Consider the following 6061-nt stretch of genomic DNA (forward strand, 5'->3'; position numbering starts at 1 on the left):
TGATCAGTGGCCAGCAGACGACCCGGCCGCGCCGGGTTGCGGCTTCTCGAGCAGCCAGAACGTCTCCGAGAAGGTCATGACCATCGCCTGCTGCTGGATCTGTCCGGTGAGCTGACCGAGTTCGCGCATCTGCGAGTATCGCAAGCACTTGCGCCCCGCCGCGAATCAGCTGGGACGCGACGAAGTCGTGGCCGACACTTTGCGCCGTCAGCGAAGTGTCGAGCATGCTGCTCAGCGTGAAGAGCAGCAGGCCGCGCAGCTCGTTACGCATGCCATGCCTTGCGCGGCATGTCGGAAAGCAAGGTGACAACGCCCGCTATATACCCCACCTCAGCGACGGCGTATGCACCGGACTATCCCAATGCCGCGTCATGTCATCTTCCATTACGCACAAGGTGATCGACGCGCCGGCCATTTCCAGCGAGGTCGTCAGCGAACCGACCTGCGCGCGTGCGATCTTCAGCTCGCGCTGTTGCAGCCATAAGCGCGTGGAATTGAACAACAGATACAGTTCGCCGAGCGGCGTGCCGCCTAGTCCATTGATCAGGACCAGCAATTCCGAGCCAGTCCGTGGTTTCAGATCGGCGACGATCGCCGTTAGCAGTTCTCCCGCAATCGCGTCGGCCGCGGCAAAGCGCGCGCGCCGCCGCCCTGGCTCGCCATGTATTCCGACGCCGACTTCGATTTCATCGTCGCCGATCTTGAACGTCAGGGTGCCCGCTGCGGGCACCGTGCAACTCGAGAACGCAACGCCCATCGACGCCGTATTCTTGTTGATGCGGTCGCCGAACGCCTTGCATTGTTCGAGGTCCGCGCCGCTTTCGGCAAGGCTGCCCACCAGTTTCTCGACGATCACGGCACCCGCCACGCCGCGTCGGCCCGTCGTGTAACTGGAGTTTTCGACTGCGACGTCGTCGTTGATCAACACCATTGCATTCGGCACTTCCGACATCTCCGACGCCATTTCGAAGTTCATGAGGTCGCCGGAATAGTTCTTCACGATGAAGAGCGTCCCCGCGCCCGTATCGACGGCCTGCGCGGCTGCCATCATCTGATCAGGCGTTGGCGACGTAAAAACCTGGCCGGGGCACGCCGCATCGAGCATTCCATAGCCGACAAAGCCGCTATGCAAAGGCTCGTGTCCCGAGCCGCCGCCCGACACCAGTGCAACCTTGCCCGGCTTCGGTGTCTTGCGCCGCACGAATACCGGTTCCTGATTGAGCACGACCAGATCGCTATGGGCGGCCGCGAATCCGGCGAGGCTCTCGGTCAAAAAGTCGTCGACGTGGTTGATAAATTTTTTCATGGCCTACGCTCCTTTCACTCTCTGTCTTGCGCGAGCCGCGCACATACCGCTTCGATCATCAACTGACTCGAGCGCGCGCCCGGATCGATGTGACCTCGCGAGCGTTCGCCGAGAAAGGATGCGCGCCCCTTGGTCGCGAGCATGTCGCGCGTGGCGAACATGCTCGCTTGGGCGACCTGCGGCAACGCGTCGAGCACGGCTTCCGGCGCCGCGTTGGTGTCAGCCAGTTCCGCAAAACGCGACGCTACGGGAATGAGCACGTCCATCATCGTCTTGCTGCCGATGCCCGCCTTGCCACGCTGAGCGACGGCATCGACGCCCGCAGCGAAAATCCGCGACGCGTCCGCGAGGCTCATCGCGTGCGCACTTTCGGCCGAGGCCTTCGCCATTCCGTGCAGCAACGAAAAGAACAACGGCCCGGACGAGCCGCCGACCGTCGACAGCAGTTTCGACGCTGCAAGGTTCAGCGCGGATGCGAACGCTTCCGCCTCTATCTCGGCGCGCATCGCGAGCAGCGCATCGACGCCGCGTAACAAGTTGAAGATATGATCGCCGTCGCCAATTTGCTGATCAAGCGCCGCGATCTCGTCCGTGTGTTCCTTCAGCGTGGCATGCGCAGCCTCGATGCACGCCATGACCGTTTTGCCGTTCATGCGGGAATCCTCCTGCCATCGGAGCGGAAATAAAGAAGGCTGCGCGGCGGCAACGACACGCCGACCGTTTGCCCTGGCACGAAATTGCGTTCGGTCATCGTCGTCGCGACAATTGCGGTGCCATCGCGGTCCAGAATCAGCAGATGCCGAAGCGGGGAATATTCGAGCACGCGAAGATTGAGGACGTCTCGCGCATCAGGAGCGTGCAGCACGATGTCTTCAGGACGGATCGCGACCGTCGCCGTACCCGCTGGCATCGCGGCGGCGTCGAACAGCGTAGCGGGCAACAAGTTGATGGGCGGAGAGCCGAGGCGGCGGGCCGCACTGAGGGAGTCCGGTTTGCCATACACTTCGCGCGGCGCGCCCATCTGCACAATGCGGCCATGCTCGAGTATGCCGATGCGATCGGCGAGCGTCGTCGCTTCGACCTGATCGTGCGTCACGTAAATAATCGTCGCGCCGATCGTGCGATGCAGCCGTTTCAGTTCGATCCGCAGTTCCTCGCGCAGTTTCGCGTCGAGCGACGACAGCGGCTCGTCCATCAGGAACACTTTGGGCTCGCGCACAAGCGCGCGCCCAATCGCGACGCGCTGCATTTCGCCGCCCGACAGGCGCGTCGCCGCGTTGCCGAGCTTGGACTCCATATGCAGCATGCGGGCCACCGCCTGCACGCGCGCGCTGACTTGCGCCTCGCTCACGCGCCGCCGCGGAGAACGCAACGGAAAAGCCAGATTGTCGAATACGGTCAGATGGGGATACAGCGAATACTGTTGAAAGATGAACGCAACGTCGCGATCCGCCGGATGCAAATCCGTCGCCGGTTCGCCATCAATGAAAATCTCGCCTTCGTCGGGCTTTTCGAGCCCGGCGATCAGGCGCAGCGTCGTCGTCTTGCCTGCGCCGCTCGGGCCCAGCAACACGACGAATTCGCCCTCCTTCACCTCGATCGAAGCGTCGTCTACCGCGACGATATCGCCGAAGCGTTTCGTCACGTGGAGCAAACGGATCTCAGACATAAGCGTCTCCATTGCCGTTTCCATTGACGGCCATCTGCCGCGCCGCGCCCGGGAGCATCCTGCCGCTCACCGCGTCGTACAGCAGCGTGCGCTCCTTGCGAAACGACAGACCGACCTGAGCCCCTGCGGCCTGCCCTTCGTCCTTGCCGACCCTCACGCGCACAATGCCAAGCGCTGTATCGACCACGAGGATCTGATGCGAGCCGAGATACTCGTCGGCAATCACGCGGCCACGCAAGGCACCGCGCGCGTCGATCAGGACGTGCTCGGGCCGGATGCCCAGCAGCGCTTTCGCGGCGGAGGCATCAACGCGCGGCACCGCCACCGGCGCGCCGCCGAGCGACACCCGTTCCGTACCCGCTTCGACTCCGGCGTCTACAGCGAGAAAGTTCATTGGCGGACTTCCGATGAACTTGCCGACAAAAACGGTGGCAGGAAAATGATAAACCTCATGCGGCGACGCGGATTGAAGTACTTCGCCCTGATCCATCACGACGACGTCGTCGGCCATCGCCATCGCTTCACTTTGATCGTGCGTGACGTAGATCGTGGTTGCTTTAAGCGTGTTATGCAGCTTGCGCAGTTCAAGGCACATCAGCTCGCGGAAATCGGCATCGAGCGTGCCGAGCGGCTCGTCCATCAGGAAGGCCTTCGGATGCCGCACGATCGCGCGCCCCAACGCGACGCGTTGCCGGTCGCCGCCCGAGAGTCCGCCCGTCTTGCGGTCGAGTATGTTTTCGATGCGCAGCATATGAGCGGCGGATTCGACGCGCGTTGCGATTTCTCGCCGCGAAATGCCCTCGTTTTTCAGCGGAAACGCGATGTTCTTGCGCACGCTCATGTGCGGATAGAGCGCGAACATCTGGAACACGAACGCGATGTCGCGCTGCCGCGCGCGCAGCGCCGTGACATCTTCTCCGTCGATATGAATCTGTCCCGATGTCGGCAACTCAAGCCCGGCGATCATGCGCAACGTCGTCGTCTTTCCGCAACCGGAAGGTCCGAGCAGCACGACGAAGCGGCCGGCGCCTACCGTCAGATTCGTACTGCGCACGGCCGTAAAATCGCCGAAACGCTTGTGAAGATTCGAAAGAACGATCGTCGACATGGCTTAGTCCGGAAAATGACTGGTCACGACGAAAGCCAGCGCGCCCGCCAGAATCACGGGGAACGACCACGTATAGAGATCGACAGTGAACGGTTGTACGAGCATCGCGATGCCCACGCCGATGAGCACCGTCGAAGCGCCTTCACAATAGCGCCGGCGGAAAAAGCGCCGGCGTGACAGGGTAGTTTGCACTTTCATTTGCGCACCGCTCCGAAAGTGATGCCGCGCAACAGGTGCTTGCGCAGCACGACGGTGAAGATGAGGATTGGCAGCACGAACAGTGTCGTGGCGGCCGCGACGGCTGGCCAGTCCTGGCCGCCCTCGCCAATGATGAACGGAATGAACGGCGGCATCGTCTGCGCGTCGCCGCTTGTGAGCAACAATGCAAACGCGTACTCGTTCCAGGCGAAGATCAAACAGAAAATCGCAGTTGCGGCAATGCCCGTGATCGCTTGCGGCAACACGACCTTGAGAAAAGCCTGCAGCCGCGTGTATCCGTCAACGAGCGCGGCTTCTTCATATTCGCGCGGAATCTCGTCGATGAAACCCTTGAGCAACCACACTGCGAGCGACACATTCACGGCCGTGTACAGCACGATCATGCCCAGGTAGCTATCGGCCAGTCCAAGCGCACGGTACATCAGATAGATGGGAATCGCGACGGCAATGGGTGGCATCATCCGTGTCGACAGAATGAAAAACAGCAGGTCGTCGGCCAGCGGCACCCTGAACCGCGAGAACGCATACGCGGCAAGCGTGCCGAGAAACACCGCGAGAAACGTCGAGCCGAAACCGATGACGAGCGAATTGACGAAACGCGGCAAGACCTTCGACGGCCCCGCAATCACCATATTGCGTTTGCGGACGTCGCGGTCATACCAGGTCTGTGCCGGAGGCAGGCTCGCGATGAACTCCGGCGACTGCCGTGAACGGATCGTGAAAAGATTCACGTAGCCTTCCATCGATGGTTGAAACATCACGACAGGGGGATACGCAATCGCATCCTCCTGCGTCTTGAAGCTCGTCAGAATGATCCACACGATAGGCAACGTCGCAACGAGTGCATACGCGACCACGACGATGGCCGCGAACGTCTTGCTGCGCGGCGACGCGGCTACGACCGATTGTTGAAGGGCAAGGTCCGTCATCGCTGTTTCACCCTGTTAAGTGCCTTCACATAGATATTCGCGGCGCCGAACACGGCGACGAACAGAATGATCGCCAGCGCAGACGAATAACCCGTTTGCCACTTCTCGAAGGCCGCGCGCTTGAGTGTGATCGACACGGTTTCCGTCACCGAACCTGGACCGCCCGACGTCAGCAGATTCACCATGTCGAACATCTTGAAGTTCTCGATGCCGCGAAACAGAATGGCCAGCATCAGGAACGGCAGCGTCATCGGCAGCGTGATGGACCAGAACTGGCGCCACGGCGAAGCACGGTCCACTTCGGCTGCTTCGTAGATGTAGTCAGGAATCGAACGCAGGCCGGCAAGACAGATCAGCATCACGTAGGGCGTCCACATCCATGTATCGACCATGACGATGGTCCACGGAGCGAGCGGCACGTCGCCGATCATCTGGAACGAGTTGGGCGCAATGCCCGTGAAGAAACTGACGATGTCGTTGAAGAGGCCCGTTTGAGGTTGCAGCAGGAAAGTCCAGAAGTTGCCGACGACGGCGGGCGACAACATCATCGGCAGCAGGATCAGCGTCGTCCAGAAGCTATGGCCGCGAAACTGCCGGTTCACCAGGAGCGCAAGCCCGAAGCCGAGCAATACCTCGAGTCCGACCGACCAGAACACAAAGCGCGCGGTGACCTGCATCGCGTACCAGATGTCTTCGTCGGTCAGGATGCGCATTGACTCAGTTTTTTTGTTACCGAGCCACGGGCATTGCCTCATGTAATTTGCTACCCGTCAGAATGCTGGCGGGAGCGACTTATGGCGAGGCAGCTCAGCATGACAACACGACGGGAA

The 6061-nt window shown here is 61.2% G+C and carries 7 protein-coding genes and 1 pseudogene; all 8 read right to left on the reverse strand.

Going from position 1 to position 6061, the window contains the following annotated elements; all coding sequences use genetic code 11:
- Positions 1–3: 3 nt before the first annotated feature.
- Positions 4–129, reverse strand: coding sequence for a hypothetical protein (locus tag LJ655_RS30150; protein ID WP_268991746.1), 126 nt, complete (start codon positions 127–129; stop codon positions 4–6).
- A 187-nt stretch (positions 130–316) separates the two neighbouring features.
- Entirely contained in the window at positions 317–1306 is a 990-nt protein-coding gene (gene dhaK, locus LJ655_RS27855; protein ID WP_230564389.1) for a dihydroxyacetone kinase subunit DhaK, read from the reverse strand.
- A gap of 14 nt (positions 1307–1320) precedes the next feature.
- Positions 1321–1959 carry a dihydroxyacetone kinase subunit DhaL gene (dhaL, locus tag LJ655_RS27860; RefSeq protein ID WP_230564390.1) on the reverse strand — a complete coding sequence of 213 codons (639 nt, stop codon included), beginning with the start codon at positions 1957–1959 and terminating at the stop codon, positions 1321–1323.
- Positions 1956–2975, reverse strand: coding sequence for an ABC transporter ATP-binding protein (locus LJ655_RS27865; RefSeq protein WP_230564391.1), 1020 nt, complete (start codon positions 2973–2975; stop codon positions 1956–1958). The genes dhaL and LJ655_RS27865 overlap by 4 nt, the downstream gene beginning before the upstream one ends.
- Positions 2968–4083, reverse strand: coding sequence for an ABC transporter ATP-binding protein (locus tag LJ655_RS27870; RefSeq protein WP_230564392.1), 1116 nt, complete (start codon positions 4081–4083; stop codon positions 2968–2970). The genes LJ655_RS27865 and LJ655_RS27870 overlap by 8 nt, the downstream gene beginning before the upstream one ends.
- A gap of 3 nt (positions 4084–4086) precedes the next feature.
- Complete coding sequence (locus tag LJ655_RS27875; RefSeq protein ID WP_230564393.1) at positions 4087–4281, reverse strand: hypothetical protein; 195 nt, start codon at positions 4279–4281, stop codon at positions 4087–4089.
- Positions 4278–5231 carry a carbohydrate ABC transporter permease gene (locus LJ655_RS27880; RefSeq protein WP_230564394.1) on the reverse strand — a complete coding sequence of 318 codons (954 nt, stop codon included), beginning with the start codon at positions 5229–5231 and terminating at the stop codon, positions 4278–4280. The genes LJ655_RS27875 and LJ655_RS27880 overlap by 4 nt, the downstream gene beginning before the upstream one ends.
- A pseudogene (locus LJ655_RS27885) lies at positions 5228–5938 on the reverse strand (carbohydrate ABC transporter permease); the annotation flags it as partial. The gene LJ655_RS27880 and the pseudogene LJ655_RS27885, both read right to left, overlap by 4 nt.
- Positions 5939–6061: the final 123 nt, after the last annotated feature.

The organism is Paraburkholderia translucens (assembly GCF_020881035.1).
Classification (GTDB): Bacteria; Pseudomonadota; Gammaproteobacteria; order Burkholderiales; family Burkholderiaceae; genus Paraburkholderia; species Paraburkholderia translucens.

What these genes read in the sequence shown, in the direction of transcription:
- LJ655_RS30150 (WP_268991746.1), bottom strand. Translation starts at nt 129, where the DNA reads ATGCGCGAACTCGGTCAGCTCACCGGACAGATCCAGCAGCAGGCGATG.
- dhaK (WP_230564389.1), bottom strand. Translation starts at nt 1,306, where the DNA reads ATGAAAAAATTTATCAACCACGTCGACGACTTTTTGACCGAGAGCCTC.
- dhaL (WP_230564390.1), bottom strand. Translation starts at nt 1,959, where the DNA reads ATGAACGGCAAAACGGTCATGGCGTGCATCGAGGCTGCGCATGCCACG.
- LJ655_RS27865 (WP_230564391.1), bottom strand. Translation starts at nt 2,975, where the DNA reads ATGTCTGAGATCCGTTTGCTCCACGTGACGAAACGCTTCGGCGATATC.
- LJ655_RS27870 (WP_230564392.1), bottom strand. Translation starts at nt 4,083, where the DNA reads ATGTCGACGATCGTTCTTTCGAATCTTCACAAGCGTTTCGGCGATTTT.
- LJ655_RS27875 (WP_230564393.1), bottom strand. Translation starts at nt 4,281, where the DNA reads ATGAAAGTGCAAACTACCCTGTCACGCCGGCGCTTTTTCCGCCGGCGC.
- LJ655_RS27880 (WP_230564394.1), bottom strand. Translation starts at nt 5,231, where the DNA reads ATGACGGACCTTGCCCTTCAACAATCGGTCGTAGCCGCGTCGCCGCGC.